Origin of the sequence: Microbacterium sp., from assembly GCF_047971895.1 — a bacterium.
Lineage (GTDB): Bacteria > Actinomycetota > Actinomycetes > Actinomycetales > Microbacteriaceae > Microbacterium.
On the sequence record NZ_JBKEAF010000103.1, the window covers coordinates 39,911 to 57,939 of the forward strand.

General features: G+C 70.9%; 15 protein-coding genes. 3 read left to right on the top strand and 12 right to left on the bottom strand.

The annotated features are described in order from the left end of the window. Positions 1-2: 2 nt before the first annotated feature. The gene (locus ACK5IN_RS08295; RefSeq protein WP_416895716.1) at positions 3-2,222 is read right to left on the bottom strand and encodes an NADP-dependent isocitrate dehydrogenase; all 2,220 of its coding nucleotides are present in this window, start codon (positions 2,220-2,222) and stop codon (positions 3-5) included. A gap of 246 nt (positions 2,223-2,468) precedes the next feature. Between ACK5IN_RS08295 and ACK5IN_RS08300 the strand changes: the two genes are divergently transcribed. Beyond that, positions 2,469-2,921: a GNAT family N-acetyltransferase gene (locus ACK5IN_RS08300; RefSeq protein ID WP_416895717.1), complete on the top strand. Its 453-nt coding sequence runs from the start codon at positions 2,469-2,471 to the stop codon at positions 2,919-2,921. A 168-nt stretch (positions 2,922-3,089) separates the two neighbouring features. Here ACK5IN_RS08300 and ACK5IN_RS08305 read toward each other — a convergent pair whose 3' ends face one another. The 4 genes from ACK5IN_RS08305 to ACK5IN_RS08320 form a co-directional block, all read right to left on the bottom strand. Then, on the bottom strand, positions 3,090-4,904 hold the full coding sequence (locus tag ACK5IN_RS08305) for an ABC transporter ATP-binding protein (protein WP_416895718.1): 1,815 nt from the start codon (positions 4,902-4,904) through the stop codon (positions 3,090-3,092). Continuing rightward, positions 4,901-6,718, bottom strand: coding sequence for an ABC transporter ATP-binding protein (locus tag ACK5IN_RS08310; protein WP_416895719.1), 1,818 nt, complete (start codon positions 6,716-6,718; stop codon positions 4,901-4,903). The genes ACK5IN_RS08305 and ACK5IN_RS08310 overlap by 4 nt, the downstream gene beginning before the upstream one ends. Before the next feature lie 310 nt (positions 6,719-7,028). Then, positions 7,029-7,523 carry a methylated-DNA--[protein]-cysteine S-methyltransferase gene (locus ACK5IN_RS08315; protein ID WP_416895720.1) on the bottom strand — a complete coding sequence of 165 codons (495 nt, stop codon included), beginning with the start codon at positions 7,521-7,523 and terminating at the stop codon, positions 7,029-7,031. Beyond that, entirely contained in the window at positions 7,520-9,076 is a 1,557-nt protein-coding gene (locus tag ACK5IN_RS08320; protein WP_416895721.1) for an AlkA N-terminal domain-containing protein, read from the bottom strand. Before ACK5IN_RS08320 ends, ACK5IN_RS08315 begins: the two co-directional genes overlap by 4 nt. A gap of 58 nt (positions 9,077-9,134) precedes the next feature. Here ACK5IN_RS08320 and ACK5IN_RS08325 point away from each other — a divergent pair, with 58 nt between their 5' ends. Next, entirely contained in the window at positions 9,135-9,311 is a 177-nt protein-coding gene (locus ACK5IN_RS08325; protein ID WP_416895722.1) for a hypothetical protein, read from the top strand. On the opposite strand, the gene purH is transcribed toward ACK5IN_RS08325, so the two are convergent. Genes purH through ACK5IN_RS08340 form a run of 3 tightly spaced genes read right to left on the bottom strand, consistent with a single transcriptional unit; the run spans position 9,283 to position 12,733 of the window. Next, on the bottom strand, positions 9,283-10,887 hold the full coding sequence (gene purH / locus ACK5IN_RS08330; RefSeq protein WP_416895723.1) for a bifunctional phosphoribosylaminoimidazolecarboxamide formyltransferase/IMP cyclohydrolase: 1,605 nt from the start codon (positions 10,885-10,887) through the stop codon (positions 9,283-9,285). The two genes, ACK5IN_RS08325 and purH, sit on opposite strands and share 29 nt — an antisense overlap. 16 nt (positions 10,888-10,903) lie before the next feature. Beyond that, positions 10,904-11,470: a phosphoribosylglycinamide formyltransferase gene (gene purN / locus ACK5IN_RS08335; protein ID WP_416895724.1), complete on the bottom strand. Its 567-nt coding sequence runs from the start codon at positions 11,468-11,470 to the stop codon at positions 10,904-10,906. A 9-nt stretch (positions 11,471-11,479) separates the two neighbouring features. After that, positions 11,480-12,733, bottom strand: a complete 1,254-nt coding sequence (locus ACK5IN_RS08340) for a DUF6350 family protein (RefSeq protein WP_416895725.1) — start codon at positions 12,731-12,733, stop codon at positions 11,480-11,482. Between the two features lie 96 nt (positions 12,734-12,829). Between ACK5IN_RS08340 and ACK5IN_RS08345 the strand changes: the two genes are divergently transcribed. Further along, positions 12,830-14,287: an NCS2 family permease gene (locus ACK5IN_RS08345; protein ID WP_416895726.1), complete on the top strand. Its 1,458-nt coding sequence runs from the start codon at positions 12,830-12,832 to the stop codon at positions 14,285-14,287. 23 nt (positions 14,288-14,310) lie between these two features. On the opposite strand, the gene ACK5IN_RS08350 is transcribed toward ACK5IN_RS08345, so the two are convergent. The 4 genes from ACK5IN_RS08350 to sucD form a co-directional block, all read right to left on the bottom strand. Further along, complete coding sequence (locus ACK5IN_RS08350; protein WP_416895727.1) at positions 14,311-14,751, bottom strand: nitroreductase family deazaflavin-dependent oxidoreductase; 441 nt, start codon at positions 14,749-14,751, stop codon at positions 14,311-14,313. Between the two features lie 19 nt (positions 14,752-14,770). Continuing rightward, positions 14,771-16,309 (bottom strand): polysaccharide deacetylase family protein, encoded by a 1,539-nt coding sequence (locus ACK5IN_RS08355; RefSeq protein ID WP_416895728.1) that lies wholly within the window; start codon positions 16,307-16,309, stop codon positions 14,771-14,773. Beyond that, on the bottom strand, positions 16,306-16,860 hold the full coding sequence (locus ACK5IN_RS08360; protein ID WP_416895729.1) for a hypothetical protein: 555 nt from the start codon (positions 16,858-16,860) through the stop codon (positions 16,306-16,308). The genes ACK5IN_RS08355 and ACK5IN_RS08360 overlap by 4 nt, the downstream gene beginning before the upstream one ends. A 133-nt stretch (positions 16,861-16,993) precedes the next feature. Next, entirely contained in the window at positions 16,994-17,893 is a 900-nt protein-coding gene (gene sucD, locus ACK5IN_RS08365) for a succinate--CoA ligase subunit alpha (protein WP_416895730.1), read from the bottom strand. Positions 17,894-18,029: the final 136 nt, after the last annotated feature.

Genomic DNA, 18,029 nt, shown 5'->3' on the forward strand with positions numbered 1-18,029 from the left:
GCTCAGGCGTCGATGATCGCGTTGAGCGTCGCCGACGGGCGCATCACCTCGGCCACCCGCTGCACGTCGGGGTGGTAGTAGCCGCCCAGGTCGACCTCTTCGCCCTGCACGGCCAGCAGCTCGGCGACGATGGCCTGCTCGTCGGCGGCGAGCGCCTCGGCGACGGGGGCGAACGCGGCGGCCAGCTCGGCATCCGCCGTCTGCGTCGCCAGCTCCGCCGCCCAGTACAGCGCGAGGTAGAAGTGCGAGCCGCGGTTGTCGATCGTGCCCAGAGCGCGCCCGGGCGACTTGTCGTTCTCGAGGAACGTGCCGGTCGCGGCATCCAGCGTGTCGGCCAGCACCTTCGCACGGGCGTTGCCCGTCACGTCGGCGTAGTGCTCGAACGAGGCGGCGAGCGCGAAGAACTCGCCCAGCGAGTCCCAGCGCAGATAGTCCTCGGCGAGCAGCTGCTGCACGTGCTTGGGCGCCGAACCGCCGGCGCCCGTCTCGAACAGGCCGCCGCCGGCGAGCAGCGGCACGATGCTGAGCATCTTGGCCGACGTGCCGACCTCGAGGATCGGGAACAGGTCGGTGAGGTAGTCGCGCAGCACGTTTCCGGTGACCGAGATGGTGTCCAGCCCCTGGCGCATGCGGGCCAGCGAGTACCGGGCGGCCTCGGCCGGCGGCAGGATCGTGATCTGCACGCCCTTGGTGTGCGCGGTGTCGAGGGTTGCGAGCGCCTGGTGCACCTTGGCGATCAGCTGGGCGTCGTGCGCGCGGTTGAGGTCGAGCCAGAACACGGCCGGCGCACCGGTGGCGCGCGCGCGGGACACCGCGAGGCGCACCCAGTCCATGACCGGGATGTGCTTGGTCTGCGTGGCCCGCCAGATGTCACCCGCGCCGACCTCGTGCTCGATGAGCACGGTGCCTTCGCTGTCCCGTACCTCGACGATGCCGGAGGCCGCGATCTCGAACGTCTTGTCGTGGCTGCCGTACTCCTCGGCCGCCTGCGCCATGAGGCCGACGTTGGGCACGGTGCCGATCGTGGCGGGATCGAGCGGGCCGTTGGCGATGACGTCGTCGATGACCGCCTGGTAGACGCCGGCGTACGACGAGTCGGGGATGACGGCGAGCGTGTCGGCCTCTCCCCCGTCGGCGCCCCACAGCTTTCCGCCGTTGCGCACGAGCGCGGGCATCGAGGCGTCCACGATCACGTCGGAGGGCACGTGCAGGTTCGTGATGCCCTTGTCGGAGTTGACGTACGACAGCCGCGGACGGTCGAGCGCCTGCCGGAACGCGGCGGCGATCTCGTCGCCGCCGTCGACGTCGGCAAGGCCCGCGAGAATCGAGCCCAGGCCGTTGTTCGGCGTGAGGCCCGCCGCCGCGATGCGGTCGCCGTATCGCTCGAAGACATCGGCGAAGTACGTCTTCACCACGTGGCCGAAGATGATCGGGTCGCTGACCTTCATCATCGTCGCCTTCAGGTGCACCGAGTACAGCACGTCCTCGGCGGCAACGGTCGCGATCGTGTCTGTGAGGAACGCGTCGAGGGCGTCGGCCGACAGGAACGTGGCGTCGACGATCTCGCGCGGCAGCACCTTCAGGCCCTCCTTCAGCACCGTCTCGGTGCCGTCGGCGGCGATGTGCACGACGGTCAGCACGTCGTCGTGCGCCGCGACCCACGACTTCTCGTTGTGCCGGACGTCGTCTTCGCTCATGGTGGCCACGCGCGTCTTCGAACCGTCGGGGAAGGGCTTGTTGCGGTGCGGATGCGTGCGGGCGTAGTTCTTGACCGACAGCGGTGCGCGACGGTCGCTGTTGCCCTCGCGCAGCACCGGGTTGACCGCCGACCCCTTGATGCGGTCGTAGCGGGCGCGCACGTCCTTCTCGTCGAGCGACTGCGGGTCGTCCGGGTAGTCGGGGATGTCGTAGCCCTGTGCCTGCAGCTCGGCGATAGCCCCCTTCAGCTGCGGAATGGATGCCGAGATGTTCGGCAGCTTCACGATGTTCGCCTCGGGCAGGGTCGCCAGCCCACCGAGCTCGGCGAGTGCGTCGCCCACCTGCTGCTCGGGCGTCAGGCGCTGCGGGAACGCGGCCAGGATGCGGCCGGCGAGCGAGATGTCGCGCGTCTCGATCTCGACGCCCGCCCGGCCCGCGAATGCCCGGATGATCGGGAGGAGAGAGGCGGTGGCCAGGGCCGGCGCTTCGTCGGTGTGGGTGTAGATGATGGTCGACTCGGTCACCCGTCGATCCTACCCCAGCGAGTCCTGCGAGTTATCTTGACGTCAAGACATCTCAGCGGTCGTCACCTGCGCCTCGTAGGGTGTGGGCCGTGCGCAGCACGGACGGATCCTGCACGTCCAGCCGCCGGTAGACCACGCCGTCGCGGTGCTCGATCAACGGCGGCTCCTTCGTCGCTCTGAGCCCGAACGGGGTCAAGCCTGCGACGCATTTCACACCTCGCCGCCGAATCCGGTTACCCTGACAGCATGGCTGAACTTCGACTGGTCGAGCTGTCGGCCGAAACGATCGTCGCTGTCAACAACCTGTCCCTGAAGCCGGGGCAGGAGCAGTTCCTCGCGCCGGTGTCGTACGGGATCGTCTCGACCGTCGTCAACCCCGCCACCACGTGGCAGCGCGTGGTGCTGGACGGCGACGCGGTCGTCGGTTTCGTCAGCGCGAACTTCGACCCGGAGTTCCCGCAGGGTCACTTCCGATCGGTGCTGCTGCGCATCAACGTCGACGCCGACGACCAGGGCCGCGGTGTCGGGCGCTTCGCCGTCGCGTCGCTGATCGACGAGGCGGGGCGCCGCGGCGAAGACCACGTCGACGTCATCTACGAGGCCGGCCCCGGCGGGCCCGAGGCGTTCTTCCAGCGGGTGGGCTTCACACCGGTGGGCGAGACGGAGTACGGTGAGGTCATCGCAGAGATCCGAATCTAGGCATCCGCTCAGCGAGCGTCGACCTGCTTCGATGACCCGGCCCTCATACTGATACAGCGAGCGCCACCCCGATCCGGCGGCGGGGTCTCGGATTCCCCTCCCCCACCGAGGCCTCGTCGCCCTGGCGCGCCGCGTGAACGTCGGAGGACGTGGCGATCATCCGACGGTCTACACGAGCGACGCGCGCCACGCCGCATGCAGTTGGGCGAACTTGCCCGTGCCGGCGATGAGCGCGGCGGGGCTATCGTCCTCGATGATGCGACCGTGCTCCATCACGAGCACGCGATCGGCGATCGCCACGGTCGACAAGCGGTGGGCGATGATGATCGCGGTACGGTCGGCGAGCAGCGTCTGCAGCGCCTCCTGGATCTGCCGCTCGCTCGGGATGTCGAGCGACGCCGTGGCCTCGTCGAGGATCAGCACTGCCGGGTTCGCCAGGAACGCCCGCGCGAAGGAGATCAGCTGGCGCTGCCCCGCCGAGACGCGCCCGCCGCGCTTGTTCACGTCGGTGTCGTAGCCGTCCGGAAGGCGCTGGATGAAGGCATCCGCCCCCACCGCCCGCGCGGCCGCCTCGATCTCCTCCAACGTCGCATCGGGCTTGCCGAGCGCGATGTTGTCGGCCACGGTCCCGCTGAACAGGTAGGCCTCCTGCGTGACCATCACGATGGCCCGGCGCAGGCCCTTCGGGTGCAGTGAGCGCAGATCGACCCCGTCGAGGGTGACCGCCCCCTTCGTGGGGTCGTAGAAGCGCGACACGAGCTTGGCGAGCGTCGACTTGCCGGCACCGGTGGTTCCCACCAGCGCGATCGTCTGGCCGGCAGGGATGTCAAGCGAGAAGTCGGGCAGGATGACCCGACCGTTGCCGTACCCGAACTCCACGTCGCGGAACTCGAGGTGCCCCTCTGCGGTCCACAGGTCGGTGGGCTCGGTCGGATCGGGCACCGTCGGCTTCTCTTCGAGGACGCCCGACACCTTCTCCAGCGCCGCGGTGGCCGACTGGTACGTGTTGAGCACCATGGCGATCTCCTGCAGCGGCGCGAAGAAGTTGCGCACGTACAGCACCGCCGACAGCAGCACACCGATCGCGAGCGTACCGTCGGCGACGCGGATGCCGCCCCACAGCAGCACGGCGGCAACCGAGAACGCAGCGATCACCATGAGGCCCGGCTCGAAGGCGCCGAACAGGCGGATCGCCCGCATGTTCACCTCGCGGTACTGACCCGACAGGTCGCCGAACTCCTCGTCGTTGCGCTCCTCCTTGCGGAACGCCTTGACCGCGCGCACCCCGGTCATCGTCTCGACGAACTTGACGATCACCTTCGCGCTGACCACCCGCGACTCGCGGTACACGATCTGCGAACGCCGGTAGAACCAGCGCATGAGCAACGCGAGCGGGATGCCGGCCAGCACCAGCACCACGCCCGACTGCCAATCCCACACCAGCAGCGCGATGAGCGTGAACCCGCCGTACAGCACCCCCGAAACGAGCTCGTTGAGGCCGCCGTCCAGCAGCTCGCGGATCGTGTCGAGATCGCTGGTCTGCCGCGAGATGATGCGGCCCGACGTGTACGACTCGTGGAACTCGAGGCTCAACCGCTGGGGGGGCAGGAAGATGCGCTGGCGCAGCTCGAGCATCACCGTCTGCGTCAAGCGCGCACCGACGACCACGTACCAGCCGATGAGGGCCGCGCCACCGAAGGCGGACAGCAGGTAGACGCCGACGACGACGACCGTCGGCATCCAGTCGTTCTGCTCGATGACCGCAGGCAGCGCCTGGTCGATGCCGATCGCGATCAGGATCGGACCGATCACGCGCAGGGCGGTGGACACCACGAGCACGCTGGCGGCGAGGATCAGCTGCCAGCGCAGCGGGCTCAGCAGAGACCCCAGCAGACGCAGCGAACGGCGCCGGATGGCCTTGCTCTCGGCGCGCGAGTAGTCGGAGCGGTCCTCGCCGCTCGTGCCGATGACACCGGTGCTCACAGGTTCACCTCCCGTTCCCGCACGGCGGTCTGTTCGTCTTCGAGGCTCGAGATCACGTGCCGGTAGTGGGCGCTCGAGCGCAACAGTTCGGAGTGCGTGCCCACCGCCGTCACGCGCCCGCGTTCGAGCAGGGCGACCCGGTCGGCGAGCATCACCGTCGACGGGCGGTGGGCGACGACCAGCGCGGTCGTCTCGGCCATCACCTCGCGCAGGGCGTCTTCGACGAGCTTCTCGGTGTCGACGTCGAGCGCCGACAGCGGATCGTCGAGCACGAGCACGGCCGGGCGCGCCGCGACGACCCGGGCCAGGGCGAGCCGCTGCCGCTGGCCGCCCGAGAGCGAGAGGCCCTCCTCGCCGATGATCGTGTCGACGCCCTCGGGCAGGTCGTCGACGAAACCCGCCTGGGCGACGTCGAGCGCCTCACGCAGCACCCGCTCGGTCTCCGCGCTTCCCGGCTCGAGGTCCTCCCGGCCCAGCAGCACGTTCTCGCGCACCGACTGCGAGAACAGCGTCGCGTCTTCGAAGGCCATCCCGATGTGAGTGCGCAGCTCTGTGAGAGTGAGGTCGCGGATGTCGATGCCGTCCAGCAGCACCCGTCCCCCGGTGACGTCGTACAGCCGCGTGGGCAGGGTCGTCATGGTCGTCTTGCCCGACCCGGTCAGACCGACCAGCGCCATCGTCTCGCCCGAGCGCAGCTCGAGGTCGATGCCGTCGATCAGGTCACGCTCACTGGGACGCGCGTCCGGGTAGCGGAAGTGCACCCCCTCGAAGGTGAGCGCGCCGCGGGGGGCCGCGTCACGGACGGGATGCGACGGGTCGACGATCGTGTTCTGCTCGTCGAACACCTCGAAGATGCGGTCGGTGGCCGTACGCGCGTCGAGGGTGAACGAGTAGAGGAACCCGATGGACTCCATCGGCCAGCGCAGCACCGTCGCCATCGCGAAGAAGGCGATCAGCTGCGCGATCTCGAGCTCGCCGGCCAGCACGAGCGTGATGCCGGCACCCAGGCTGAGCGCGAACGCGATGTCGGGCAGCAGCACGAGCCAGAACCAGATCCAGCCGACGGCCCGGGCCTTGTCGAGCTCGGTGCCGCGCAGGGTCTCTGCCTGCTGCGCGAACTTGCGCAGTGCGAACTTGCCGCGGCCGAAAGCCTTCAGCACGCGGATGCCGTGCACCGACTCCTCGACGCTGGTGGCCAGATCTCCGGCCTGGTCCTGGCTGCGCCGGGCGAGGGTGCCGTACGTCTTCTCGAACCGCGAGCCGGCATACCACAGCGGCAGCGAGCACACCAGGAAGACGAGTCCCAGCACCCAGTGCCAGCTGAACAGCAGTGCCAGGCCGACCACGATCGTGATGATGTTGACGACCAGCAGCACGCTGCCGAAAGACAGCCAGCGGCGCAGCATCGAGATGTCCTGCATCATGCGGGACAGCAGCTGGCCGGACTGCCACTTGTCGTGGAAAGCGACGGGCAGCCGCTGCAGCCGCGCGTAGAAGCCGGTGCGCAGCTCGTACTCCACCTTGGTGCCGGGTGCGAGCACGAACCAGCGCCGCGCCCAGACCATGGCGGCCTCGAGCAGCCCGAGCGCGAGGATCGCGACGGCGCCCCACGTGATCTGCGCGATGTCGCCGGTGGCGATGGGGCCGCGCACGACGACTTCGAGCACGAGCGGGATGCCGAGCGCGGCGAGGCTGGCGAGCAGCGCCGCGACGGCGCCGAGCACGAGCTGCGGCAGCACCGGCCGGACGAACGGCATGAGACGCCCGAGGGCGCGCAGCGTGGACAGCGGAGGGGACGAGGCGGTGGAGGTCATGATCCTTGTGGGATGTGCGGGGATGGTTCGCGCAGGGCGCGGCGGGGGCGCGGCCGCGGGATGTGCGGAGGCGCCGACGGCGTCGTGCCCTCCGGGGCACGACGCGGGACGGGCGGGCGATGCCCGCCGGGGCTACTGCCCGGACCCGGCCAGAGTGCGGCGGGCGATGGCGAGGACGGGCGCGAACGGCTTCGTGATGACAGCCTGATACATGGCTTCCTCCTCGGATCGATGGACTGTGCCGAACAACGCACAGCCGACCAGCCTATGCTGGCTGCTCCTGCGTGCGCAACACGCACATGCTGTCAGGTCAGTGCGCGGCTTCACGCGCGAGCAGACTGCGCTTGACGTCCACCCCCCAAGCGAAGCCGCCGAGGGTGCCGTCGGAGCGCAGCACGCGGTGGCACGGCACGAACAGCGCCGGCGCGTTGCGCGCGCAGATCGACGCGGCGGCGCGGACCGCGGCCGGCTCGCCGATCGCGGCGGCGAACTCCGTGTACGTGAGCGGATGGCCCGGGGCGATCGTGCGCAGACCGTTCCACCCCCGCCGTTGCAGGGGCGTGCCGTGCTGGGCGACCTCGACGGCATCGATCGCCGTGACGTCTCCGGCGTAGTACGCGAGGGCGGCGGCCGCAGCCGCCGTCTCGCCGTCGGCGACGCGGTCGGGGCGTACGCGGGTCGGAATGCGATCGAGCGCGGCCTGTGGGTCGGCTGTCCACCCCGAGGCGAGCACGCGGTCGCGCTCGTCGGCGACGATCGTGAACGACCCGTCGGGGGTGTCGACGGTCTGGATGGTCGCGGTCATGAGGTCCTCCTCGAGAGTGGGGATGCCGCGCGCCACAGGTGCGCGGTGAGGTAGCTGCGCCACGGCGCGGTGCGCGTGGCCCAGTCGGCGAGAGCAGCGGGAGCGGGAGGGATGCCGGCGGCCGCCGCCCCGGCGCGCACGGCGACGTCGCCGGGCAGGAGCACGTCGGGGTCGCCGGTCACGCGCATGCGCACGTAGTCGGCCGTCCACGGCCCGACGCCGGGGAGGGCGAGCAGGGCCGCGCGCTGCTCGGCGTGGTCGTCGCCGGGGCTCAACGTGAGAGCGCCGTCGGCCACCGCCTCCGCCGTGCCCACGACGGCGCGGATGCGCGCGGCGGGCCCGCGCAGCACCTCGGCGCCGTGCTCGGCGATGGCCGCCATCGTGGGGAACAGGCGCCACTCTCCGTCTGCGGCGAGCGCGCCGGGCTCCGCGGCCGGTGCGCCGAGCTCGGCGACCAGGCGTGACAGCGCGGTGCGGGCCGCGGCGACCGACACCTGCTGCCCGACCATGGCGCGGATGAGCATCTCGGCGGCGTCGACCGTGCCGGGCACGCGGATGCCGGGCGTGGCGGCGACCAGGCCCGCAAGCTCGGGATGCTCGGCGAGAGCCGCGTCGACCGCGACGGGGTCGGCATCCAGGTCGAACAGGCGCCGTGCACGCCCCACCAGCACCGGAAGATCGCCGAGGTGCTGCAGCCGGGCGTCGAGCTGCACGTGCCGGCCGTCGTATCGTAGCCGGAACCACGCGGCGCCGCCGGGCAGCGCCAGCGTGCGCGCGTAGCTGTCGGTCGTGGCGACCTCGACACCGGGCAGCGCCCGGGCGGCCATCCAGGCGAACAGCCCGGCGGCGTCGAACGGCGCACGCACGGGGAGTGCGAGTGAGAGGGCGCCCCTCGACGGGCTCGGGGAGCGGTCCGGCGCCGGGGAGCGGTCCAGCGCCAGGGAGCGGTCCAGCGCCGGGGAGCGGTCCGGCGCCGGGGAGCGGGGGCGGCAACCGCGCAGGGCGCCCGGGGTCATCCCGAAGACCTCGCGCACGGTGTCGTTGAACTGGCGCACACTGGTGAAGCCGGCCGAGAAGGCGACGTCGGCCATCGGCAGCTCGGTGCCGACGAGCAGCATGCGGGCGGTGTGGGCGCGGTGCGCGCGGGCGAGGGCGAGCGGTCCGGCGCCGAGCTCGGCGGTCAGCAGCCGGGTGAGGTGCCGCGCAGAGTACCCGAGCCGTGCGGCGAGGCCGGGAACGCCCTCGCGTTCGACGATGCCGTCGGCGATGAGGCGCATCGCGCGGCCGGCGACGTCGCCGCGCAGATTCCACTCGGGCGACCCGGGGGCCGCTTCGGGCAGGCACCGTTTGCACGCGCGGTATCCGGCCTCGTGGGCGGCGGCGCTGGTGGGATAGAACGTGACGTTCGCGGGCTTCGGCGTGCGCGCGGGGCAGCTCGGCCGGCAGTAGATTCCGGTGGAACGCACCGCTGTGATGAACTGACCGTCGAATCGCGCATCGCGCGCGTCGATGGCCCGGTAGCGCTCGTCGAAGGTCAGGGTCGTGCCGTCCACCCCTCCAGCCTGACACGTGCAGGCCCGCTCGGCTCGCGGAAATCGGACACGACGACGGATGCGGCGCCGGCCCGGCGGCGGCACCTGCTCGTACTGGGCGTGCGTCCCCTCGAAGGCACTGCTGCACCCGCACACCGTGCCCGCCTTCCCCACGCCGAGCGAGGCGTGGCTGCGGTGGCTCGAGGCGTACGGCCGCGACAGCGCGCTCAGTGGAAGAAGTGCCGCTCGTCCGTGAAGAACATCGTGACGCCGCGCTCGCGGGCGAGTTGCACCGTCTCTTCGTCGCGCACCGACCCACCGGGCTGGACGATCGCCGCGATACCGGCGTCCATCAGCACCTGCGGCCCGTCGGAGAAGGGGAAGTAGGCATCGGATGCCGCGACCGCACCGGTCACACGCGCACCCGCCCGCTCGATCGCCAGGCGGCACGAATCCACCCGATTGACCTGCCCCATGCCGATGCCGACAGTGGCGGAGCTCTGCGCCAGCACGATCGCGTTCGACTTGACGGCGCGGCAGGCCTTCCACGCGAAGATGAGGTTCGTCATGGCGTCGTCGTCGGGGCGCTCCCCCGAGACGAGCTCCCAGTTCTTCGCGACCGACTCGATGTCGTCGGGGAACCGGTCGGCGTCCTGCAGCAGCAGGCCGCCCGAGACGAGGCGCACGTCCATGCGCTCCTGCTGCCAGTCGGCGGGCAGCTGCAGCACGCGCAGGTTCTTCTTCAGCTTGAACACCTCGAGCGCGGCCGGCTCGAAGTCGGGGGCGACGATCACCTCGGTGAAGATGTCGCGCAGGTTCTCGGCCATCTTCAGAGTGACGGTGCGGTTGGCCGCGATCACCCCGCCGAACGCCGACACCGGGTCGCACTCGTGCGCGCGCAGGTGCGCGCTGGCGATCGGGTCGAGCGCATTGGGCGCGGTGACGGCGATACCGCAGGGGTTGGCGTGCTTGATGATGGCCACCGCGGGCTGCACCATGTCGAATGCGGCGCGGAGTGCGGCATCGGCGTCGACGTAATTGTTGTACGACATCGACTTGCCCTGCAGCTGCGTGGCCTGGGCGATGCCGCGGCCGTTCTGCGTCGTGTAGATCGCGGCGCGCTGGTGCCCGTTCTCGCCGTAGCGCAGCGTCTCGAGCCGCTCGGCCTTGATGGTGAGGTAGGCGGGGAGGTCCTCCTCGGCGAGCGTGCCGTCGGCGAACCACGTCGCGACGGCACGGTCGTAGGCGGCGGTGTGTGCGAAGGCACGCGCCGCCAACTCCCGGCGATGCGCGAGCGAGGTGCCGCCCTGGCCGATCGACTCGATGACCGCCGGATACGACTCCGGCGAGACGACGACGGCGACGTTGGCGAAGTTCTTGGCCGCGGCGCGCACCATAGCGGGGCCGCCGATGTCGATCTGCTCGACGATCGCGTCGGGGGCGGCACCCGAGGCGACGGTCTCGGCGAACGGGTAGAGGTTGACCACGACGAGCTCGAACGGTGCGATGCCGAGGTCGGCGAGCTGGCGCTCATGGTCTTCGAGGCGCAGATCGGCGAGCAGCCCCGCGTGCACGCTGGGGTGCAGGGTCTTCACACGCCCGTCGAGGGACTCCGGGAAGCCGGTCACGGTCGCGACATCCGTCACCGCGAACCCGCCTTCGCGGATGCGTGCGGCCGTCGACCCGGTCGACACGATCTCGACGCCCGCCGCCGACAGGGCGGTGGCCAGCTCGAGCAGCCCCGTCTTGTCGCTCACCGACACGAGCGCGCGGCGCACCGGCACGACGTCACGGTCTCGATACAGGGCGGGGTCGTGGGTCGGGCCGGCCATATTCTCTCCTCGGGTGTCAGGATGCGGTGGCGTAGCGTCGCACCACGTCGATGAGCAGTCGCCGCTCGACGGGCTTGATGCGTTCGTGCAGGGTGTGCTCGTCGTCGCCGGGAAGCACCGGCACGCGCTCCTGCGCGATGATCGGGCCGGAGTCGACCCCCTCGTCGACGACGATGATGCTCGCTCCGGTCTGCGTCGCACCGGCCGCGAGCGCGTCGCGCACGCCGTGCGGACCGGGGAACTCGGGAAGGTAGGCCGGGTGCGTGTTGATGATGCGCGGCGCATAGCGTGCGACGAGCCCGGTCGGCAGCAGGCGCATGAGACCGCTCAGCACGATCAGGTCGGGCTGCCAGACGTCGAGCTGTGCGGCCAGCTCATCGCCCCACTGGTCGCGAGTGGCGAAGCGCGGGTACGGGACGGTGAACGACGGGATGCCGAACCGCTCGGCGTGCCGCAGCCCGCCGCATTCGCGGTCGGCACCGACGGCCACGATGCGTGCCGGGAATCCGGGGTCGCTCGCGGCCTCCAGCAGCGCCCGCAGGTTCGAGCCCCCGCCGGAGATCAGCACGGCAACCGACAGCACCGGGCCAGTCTACCGGGACGTCCCGGACAGGACGGGCAAGGTGTCGGACATGAGCGTTCCGGCACCGCGTGGGCGCCGCGCGAGTGGTCCGAGCAGCAGGATGCCGGCGCCCACCAGCACCTCCAGTCCCACCGCTACGGCGACCGGTCCGGGCTCGGGCCCGACGGCCGCGAGGCGCCCGGGTCCCATCGAGCCCGCGGCGAGGGCGGCCAGCAGCGCGGCGCCGGCACCGGTCAGCACACCGATGGACGCGGTGATCACCAGACGCGGCAGGAGCGGGTCGGCATCCACTCGCCGCGAGCGCACGATCCAGCCCGCCAGCGCACCCACGCCGATCGGCAGCAGCAGCACCAGCAGCAGCCAGGGCGAGATCGATTCGGGAACGGCACCGAGGATCGGGATGCCGGGAACCGGTCCGGTCTGGGTGCCCGCCGGCGACACGGCCGACCCCACACCCAGGCCGAACCCGGGGCCGGCGATCCAGGCGAGGGCCCAGACGATCAGCGTCGGCAGGTAGACGAGCTGACCGAGGGTGACGAGCGTGGCCCCCAGTGCGTCGACCCGCGCGACCTCGAAGAGGGCGATGACCTCGGAGCCACGGGTCAGCACGGCGACGGCGAGGGCGAGGGCGCCCAGCCCGAGAAGGCCGGTCAGCGTGACGGCGGTCCCGCGCACGACGAGACCCGGAACGTCGACCCAGTGCGCCGGCAGTGCCTCAACGCGCGCACGGAGAGCGTCGACGAGCCCACCGTCGCCGCGGCGCCACGTCGTCACGAACGCACCGGCGAGTGCGGCGATCAGGTACACCAGCGCCGGGCACAGCACCGCCTGCCACAACTGCGGCTGAGCGACGGGGTTTCCCGCGGTCACGGCGACCACGGCCGCCAGCGCCGCGAAGACGGCGGTTCCGCTCAGCACGCCGGAGATCCACGCCGATGCCCCGGCCGCGCGCGAGCCGGAACGGGCCGCGAACACGGCCGTGAACCCGGCGAACGCCAGGGGTGCCAGCGACAGCGTGAAGCCGGCAGCATCGGCCGGCAGACCGGTGCGCACGATGTACTCGTCGGGCAGCGTCAGCGGCAGCGGCACGACGTGACCCAGCTGCCACACCGACGCCGATGCCGGCCACAGCGCCCCCCAGTCCGGGCGTCCGAGGCCGAACACCCACAGCACGGTCAGCGGCGCCAGCACGGCCGCCAGCACCGCCGCGGCCGCGATGGCGGCATCGAGGGCGGCGAGCAGGGCGACGATCAGACGGTACATGCGGTTACGACCCTATAAGCGGTGGTGCGCAGCACCTTTCGGGCGCGCGAGCCGATACTCTTTCCTGGGAAGTTCCTGAACACTCCGAGGAGACCGATGAGCACCGATCAGACTGTCGCGCCCGAGCCTGCGACGACCCCCGAGCCGCGCAGCGGATTCGACCGCTTCTTCGAGATCACCAGACGCGGTTCGACCATCGGCACCGAGGTGCGCGGTGGTCTGGTCACGTTCGTGACCATGGCGTACATCGTCATCCTGAACCCGATCATCCTGTCGGGGACGCCCGACGTCGACGGCAACATGCTCGACTTCGCCGCCGTCGGTGCCGCCACGGCGCTGACCGCCGGTGTCATGACGATCCTGTTCGGCCTCGTCTCGCGTCTGCCGTTCGCCTTCGCGGCGGGCCTGGGCATCAACGCGTTCGTCGCGTTCAGCGTCGCCGGCATGGTCACGTGGGGCGAGGCGATGGCGCTCGTCATCATCAACGGCCTGATCATCGTGCTGCTGTCGGTCACGGGGCTGCGCAAGCTCATCTTCGACGCGGTGCCCGTGCAGCTCAAGCTCGCCATCACCGTCGCCATCGGCCTGTTCATCGCGTTCATCGGCTTCGTCAACTCGGGCTTCGTCGCCGCCACGGGCGCGGCGTCGCCGCCCGTGGGCCTCGGCGTCAACGGCTCGGTCGCCACGATCCCGACGCTCATGTTCGTCATCACGCTGCTGCTGACCGGTGTCCTGGTGGCGCTGCGCATCAAGGGGGGCATGCTCATCGGCCTGGTCACCGGCACGGTGCTGTCGGTCATCGTCGAGGCGATCTGGCAGCTGGGCTCTGCGGTCGACAACCCCGGCGGCTGGGGATTGACCATCCCGGCGCTCACCGGCTCGCCGGTCTCGGTGCCCGATCTCAGCCTGCTCGGTGCCGTGGACTTCGGCTTCGACCTGGCCAAGATCAGCATCGTGACGCTCGTGATGCTCGTGTTCACTCTGGTGTTCTCGAACTTCTTCGACGCGATGGGCACGATGACCGGCCTCGCCAAGGAGGCGGGTCTGGCCGATGCCAAGGGCGACTTCCCGCGCATCAAGTCGGCGCTCATCGTCGAGGGCGTCGGCGCCGTCGCCGGTGGCTTCACCTCGTCGTCGTCCTCGACCGTATTCATCGAGTCGGGCTCGGGCATCGGGGAGGGCGCGCGCACCGGGTTCGCGAACATCGTCACAGGTGTCGTGTTCCTGCTCGCGATGTTCTTCACCCCGCTGACCTCGATCGTGCCGACCGAGGTCGCCGGGGCGGCCCTGGTGATCGTCGGGGCGATGATGATGGCGCAGATCAAGCACATCGACCTCACCGACTTCCGCGTGCTGCTGCCGGTGTTCCTCACCGCGACGGTGATGCCGCTGACCTACTCGATCGCCAACGGCATCGGTGCCGGGTTCGTCAGCTGGGTGGTCATCCACGCGCTGACCGGGCGGGCCCGCACGATCAGCCCGCTGCTGTGGATCGTCGCGGTCGGGTTCGTGATCTTCTTCGCCCGCGGACCCATCGAGTCGCTCGTCGGCTGATGCTGCTCGCGCCCCGGGTTCGCTCAGGGTTCCCGGGGCTCGAGCACGAAGACCGCGATGACGCGGTCGGTCTTGGTCTGATACACCGCATAGTCGGGCCAGGCCGCCACGCCGCGCTGCCACCACTCGGCGCGCTCGGCACCGCTGAGCTCGCGGGCGGTGTAGTCGCGCTTGATGTCGCCGTCCTGCAGCTCGACGTGCGGCTGCGCGCGCATGTTCCCCGCCCACTTGGGCTCTTCGGGGGCTCCTCCGCGCGACGCGACGACGGCATAGCGTCCCTCGTGCTCGACCCGCATGAGCGCGGTCTTGCGCAGCGCACCGGTCTTCGCACCGACCGTGGTCAGCACGATGATCGGCTTGCCGCGCAGCAGGTTGGCCTCGGCACCGCCGGAGGCCTCGAACCTCTCGGCCTGCTCGCGCGCCCATTCCGACGTGCTCGGCTCGTATTCTCCTGTCAAAGGCATGGATTCACGATAGCGCGGCTCAGTCGGCCGAGCGCCATACACCCGAGGTCGGCAGGTCTCCGCCGAACAGCTGCCGCAGCGTGACCAGCGTGAAGCCGCGGTCGTGCAACCCGTCGAAGATCTGCGGGGCCAGCCGCACCGTGCGTTCATGGATGTCATGGAACAGCACGATGCCGCCCGGATTCGGCTCGTCGATTCCCCGGCTGAGCAGCACGTCGTCGGCCGGTTCCTCCCAATCGCGCGTATCGACCGACCAGAGGATCGCCGGCAACCCCGCTACCCGCAGCACGCGCTCGTCGTACTCGCCGTACGGCGGGCGGAACGTCGACACGGGCTGCCCGCTGAACTGCCGCAGCAGGTCGCGCGTGCGGGTCAGCTGGGCGCTGATCTCCTCGTCGTCGAGGCTCGGCAGCGACGGATGATTCCACGTGTGCGACTCGACCTCGTGCCCCTCGTCGGCGACCCGGCGCACGAGGTCGCCACGGCCGGCCGCGCTCTGCCCGAGCATGAAGAATGTGGCTGCCGATTGGGTCGCGGCGAGCGTGTCGAGCAGCTGCGGCGTGTAGCCGGACGGTCCGTCGTCGTAGGTCAGCGCAACGCAGGGCAGCAGCGTGCAGTCCACCCAGTCGAGCCCGGCCGGGACCGCCTGGGGCCCTGCGTAGGGAAGATCGGATGCCGCGGCCACCCGCTGCCCGAACGGCGACGCGAGCTCGGCCACGAGGCCTGCCGGCACCGAGATCGGCAACGGCTCGGTCGTCGCCGGCACGCCCAGACCCGCCAGCTCCGGCGCGGTGAAGCCGGCCGGCAGAGTGAACACCAGAGTGCCGTCGCCGCCGGGCACGGTGCTGTCCAGTCCCGCGGCGATGAGCGCGGTCTGGGCGTCGTCCGGCGGTGCGATGGGAGCAAGGCTCAGCGCTCCCGCACTGCGGCGGATCGCCTCGACGACGTCGTCGCGCAGCGTAGCCGCGGCCTCGTCGATCCACAGCTGGGTGCCGGTGACGAGCTCGCCGGTGGCGGTGTCGATGTAGAGGATCGTCGTCGTATCGGCGGTCACGCCGTCGGGGGTGCCGGTGACCACCCGCATCCTCTCCCCCACGACGTCCCCGCCGGCGACCACGACGTCGCAGACCGCGGCACTGCCGGATCCGGGCCCCAGGAGCGGATCGGCGAGCACCTCCGCGGCAGGCAGCAGGGTGGACCCGGGAACGCACCCGCGATCGCCCAGGCCGCCGTCCCGCCCGCCCACGGTCGGCGCGTAGTCGGCACCGGACGCGGCGATCGCGGCGCGCACCAGATCGTCGAGCCGGGCGTTGAACGCGGCGGCAACGTCGCCCGTACCGGGCAGGTACGCCATACGCGCCTGCACGGCACCTCCGCGCAGGCGCTGCGGTGTGAGGTGCGCCGCCGCGGCGTCCAGCGCGGCGGGCGGCGCGTCGAGCACGGTGACCTCGGCGGCCGGCCACGCGGGCGGCCGCCAGCTCGCGTCGACCGCGGGCGCGCAGCCGGTGACGACGAGGGCGGCGACCAGCAGTGCGGATGCGGTGCCCGCCCGCCTCACGATGCACCCCCGTCGGCACGCACCCCGTCGAGCAGCCCGGCGAGCGCGGCACGGTACTCGGCGATGGCGTGCCCTTCGAGAGTCTCGGCCACGACGCGCACCGCCGTGGTGGCGTCGATCGGGATCGCCGCGTACAACAGGTCGGCCGCGGCATCCGCATGCACGATCTCCCGCCCCGAGGCCAGGGTCTCCTCCCGGAGCACGCCGGCACCGTCGAGCGCGTCTTCGACGATCGAGCGCGGGTCGCCTGATACCAGGTCGAGTCGTGCCGACAGCACGCCGTCGGGGGTCAGGGCGGTGACGGCACCACCGCTGCGCTGCACGACCCACCCGGCGGGAACGACGACCTCGGCTCGCCCGTCACCGATCGGCACCACGGTCCGCCCCTCGGAGACCTCACTCGACAGGTTGGCCATGACCGGAGGCACGGCCGCCCCGAGTGCGAGTGCGATGAGCACGGCCGCGCCGACGGCACCCACGAGCGCCAGGACCACGTCCCACGGGCGCCACGGGAACAGCGTGCGCTCGGCCGGCGCGACGGGTTGCGGCATCCGTCCCTCCCTCCCCTGAGCAGAGTCTACGAACATCCCGATGCAGGGAACCACGCACACGCCCCTTCGGGCGTGCAGCAGGATGCGCAGAAAGGGGCGGGATGCCGTCGCATCCCGCCCCTTCTCGAATCCGTCAGAGCGCCTCGACGATCTCGCGCATGAGCGCCGCCGTCTCGGACGGCGTCTTGCCGACCTTGACGCCGGCGGCCTCGAGGGCCTCTTTCTTCGCCTGCGCGGTGCCGGCGGAGCCCGACACGATGGCGCCGGCGTGGCCCATTGTCTTGCCCTCGGGCGCGGTGAAGCCCGCGACGTAGCCGACGACGGGCTTCGTGACGTTCGCCTTGATGTAGTCGGCCGCGCGCTCTTCGGCGTCGCCGCCGATCTCGCCGATCATGACGATCGCCTTGGTCTCGGGGTCGGCCTCGAACGCGGCGAGCGCGTCGATGTGCGTGGTGCCGATGATCGGGTCGCCGCCGATGCCGATCGCGGTCGAGAAGCCGAGATCGCGCAGCTCGAACATCATCTGGTAGGTGAGCGTGCCCGACTTCGACACGAGGCCGATCGGGCCGGCGCCCGTGATCGTCGCGGGCGTGATGCCTGCGAGCGCCTCGTCGGGCGTGATGATGCCGGGGCAGTTCGGGCCGATGATGCGGGTGCCGCCGACCGTCTTGGCGTGGGACCACAGCTCGGCGGTATCCTTCACGGGTACGCCCTCGGTGATGATCACGAGCAGGCCGATGCCCGCGTCGATGGCCTCGATCGCGGCGTCCTTGGTGAACGCCGGCGGCACGAAGGCCACGGACACATCGGCGCCGGTCTCCGCCATCGCCTCGGCGACCGAGCCGAACACGGGGAGCTCGACGGCGTTGCCGTCCTTGTCGGTGTGCGACACGGTCGTGCCGGCCTTGCGCGCGTTCACTCCGCCCACGATCTCCGTGCCGGACGCGAGCATGCGCGCGGTGTGCTTGGTGGCTTCGGCCCCGGTGATGCCCTGGACGATGACCTTGGAATCCTTGTTCAGGAAGATCGACATGTTGTTGCTACTTTCCGTACAGTCTCGTCGTTGATCAGGCGGCGTTCGCCAGTTCGGCGGCCTTGTCGGCGCCCTCGTCCATGGTGGCGGCCTGCACCACGAGCGGGTGCGCGGCCTCGTTCAGGATCTTGCGACC